The sequence below is a fragment of the Terriglobales bacterium genome (genome assembly GCA_035624475.1).
Taxonomy (GTDB): Bacteria; Acidobacteriota; Terriglobia; order Terriglobales; family Acidobacteriaceae; genus DASPRL01.
This window is the reverse complement of the sequence record DASPRL010000222.1, coordinates 1-2,389: the sequence shown is the minus strand read 5'-3', so window position 1 is coordinate 2,389 and position 2,389 is coordinate 1. Positions and strand designations below refer to the sequence as shown.

The 2,389-nt window shown below is 68.3% G+C and carries 4 protein-coding genes; 3 read left to right on the top strand and 1 reads right to left on the bottom strand.

Annotation, left to right across the window (positions count from 1 at the left end):
* From VEG08_09280 to VEG08_09270, 3 genes are all read left to right on the top strand, one after another.
* Window positions 1-452 (top strand): SAM-dependent methyltransferase (locus tag VEG08_09280; GenBank protein HXZ28173.1); only part of this gene is annotated, 452 nt, incomplete at its 5' end.
* A 24-nt stretch (window positions 453-476) separates the two neighbouring features.
* Window positions 477-674: a hypothetical protein gene (locus VEG08_09275; protein HXZ28172.1), complete on the top strand. Its 198-nt coding sequence runs from the start codon at window positions 477-479 to the stop codon at window positions 672-674.
* On the top strand, window positions 671-1,528 hold the full coding sequence (locus tag VEG08_09270) for an NAD(+)/NADH kinase (GenBank protein ID HXZ28171.1): 858 nt from the start codon (window positions 671-673) through the stop codon (window positions 1,526-1,528). The genes VEG08_09275 and VEG08_09270 overlap by 4 nt, the downstream gene beginning before the upstream one ends.
* Window positions 1,529-1,654: 126 nt before the next feature.
* Here VEG08_09270 and VEG08_09265 read toward each other — a convergent pair.
* The coding region (locus tag VEG08_09265; protein ID HXZ28170.1) for a diaminopimelate decarboxylase at window positions 1,655-2,389 on the bottom strand (735 nt) is incomplete at its 5' end.

Sequence of the window (2,389 nt, the reverse complement as noted above, 5' to 3'; positions counted from 1 at the left end):
GAGCGGGGCGGGTGATCGCCATCGACACCGGCTACGGGCAGATGGCGGCACGTCTGCGCTCCGACCCGCGCGTGCGCCTGCGGGAGCGCACCAACGCGCGCTATCTCAAGCCCGCAGACGTGGGCGAGCCGGCCGACCTGGTGGTCGTGGACGTCTCGTTCATCTCTGCTACACTCGTGCTGCCGGCGGTGATAAGAGCAGTGGCCAGTGGCCAGTGGTCAGTGGCCGGAGAGCCGCTGGAACTGATCGTGCTGGTCAAGCCGCAGTTCGAGGCGGGGAGAGGCAAGGTGGGCAAGGGCGGGATCGTGCGCGATCCCGAGGTGCGGCAGGCGGCGGTGGAGCGCGTGCGGCACGCGGTGGAAGAGCTGGGCGGCCGCGACCTCGAGGTCATCGAGTCGCCCATCCTGGGGGCGAAAGGCAACCGGGAGTTCCTGCTGCACGCCGTGATCTGAGATGGGTGGGGAGGAGCGAAGACCATGAGCCATAGGACCTATGCGCTCGCCGCGGGAACAGTTTTCCTGCTCTTCACCCTGGCGCCCCTGCTGCGGATCGGGTTGCGCTGGCCGGTCAGCATCAACGGCTTGTCCATCCCCTTCTGGGAGAGCGGCGCCATGGCGCTGCTGAACGCTTACATGGCGTATCAGGGCCTGCGCCTGGCGCGGAAGGCATCGTGAAGACCGCGGCCATCATCTCGAAGCCGGGCAAGCGCGAGCTGGACGGCATCGTGCCCCAGGTGGCGGCCTGGCTCAAGGCGCACGACTACGAGGTGGTGGCCGACGCCGAGACCGCGTCGTACTCGCCCGGGGTACCCGTGGTGCAGCGCGGCGAGATGGCGGAGAAGAGCCCCGAGTTCGCGCTGGTGCTGGGCGGCGACGGCACCATGCTGGCGGCGGCGCGCGCCGTCGCCCAGGCCGGCATCCCCATCATGGGGGTGAACGTGGGGGCGCTGGGCTTCCTCACCGAGATCCCTCTGGACGAGCTCTATCCCACCCTGGAGGCGCTGGTGGAGAACCGCTGCCAGGTGGAGACGCGCTCCATGATCCACTGCCACCTGATGCGCGGCGGGGAGCGCATCGCCCACTACGACGCCATGAACGATGCGGTGGTGGGCAAGAGCGCCATCGCCCGCATGATCGAGTTCGAGGTGCGGGTGGACAAGGACTTCATCGCCAGCTACAAGGCCGACGGGCTCATCGTCGCCACTCCCACGGGCTCGACCGCCTACTCGCTGGCCGCCGGCGGGCCCATCCTGGCCCCGGACGTGGACGCCTTCATCATCACCCCCATTTCGCCGCACGCGCTCACCCACCGGCCGTTGGTGGTGAAGGACACCTCCGAGGTGAGGATCCTGGTCAAGAGCGTGGGCGAAGAGGCCTTCCTGACCGTGGACGGGCAAGTGGGGGTCGCGGTGCTGGACGGTGACGAGGTCACCTGCAGGCGGTCCGCGCGGCAGGTGCGCCTGCTGCGCCTCACCCGCCGCACCTTCTTCGACGTGCTGCGCGCGAAACTGAAGTGGGGACAGCGTTGACCGCAGTACTCCGTACCTAGTACTCAGTCCCAGTTGGACCTTTGCACAACTCAAGTATCACTTCACAGTTGGTTCTGTATCTCGCTGCTATCACAGCCAAAGACAACGAGTAGGGAGGAGTGAGTACTAGGTCTCCTCCCGCAGCAAGTCCGCGATGCGCTGCCGGCGGCGGATGAGGCGGGCGCGCGCGCCCTCTACCAGCACCTCGGCGGCCAGCGGGCGGGAGTTGTAGTTGGAAGCGAGGGACATGCCGTAGGCGCCGGTGTCGAGCACGGCCAGCAGGTCGCCAGGGGCGGGCGTGGGCAGGCGCCGGCTGCGGCCCAGGAAGTCGCCGGTTTCGCAGATGGGCCCGACCACGTCAAAGGTCCCGGTAGTGCGCGCGAGATCCTTCGCGGGCTGAAGCCCGCTCAGGATGACGCCTGCTTTGGGAGAAAGGTCTACCGGCACGATCTCGTGGTAGGCGTCGTAGAGAGCGGGGCGAAGGAGGTCGTTCATGGCGGCGTCCACCACCAGGAAGTGGCGGCGGCCGTCGCGCTTGAGATAGAGCACGCGAGTGAGGAGGGCACCTGCCGGCCCCACCAGGGCTCGCCCCGGCTCCAGCAACAGGTGGACCTTCAAACCGCGTAGAGGCTGGGTGACGGCGCGGGCGTAGGCGGCGAACAAGGAGGCGGCTTCCCGCCCGCTTCGATAAGGGATCCCCAAGCCGCCACCGAGGTCGAGGTAGTCGATGCGGTGGCCGTCGGCGCGCAGCACGCGGACCAGACTGGCCAGGCGGCGGGCCATCGCGGCAAAGGGCGCGAACGCGGTGATCTGCGAGCCGATGTGGGCGCTGACCCCGGCGACTTCCAGGTACTTCTCCCG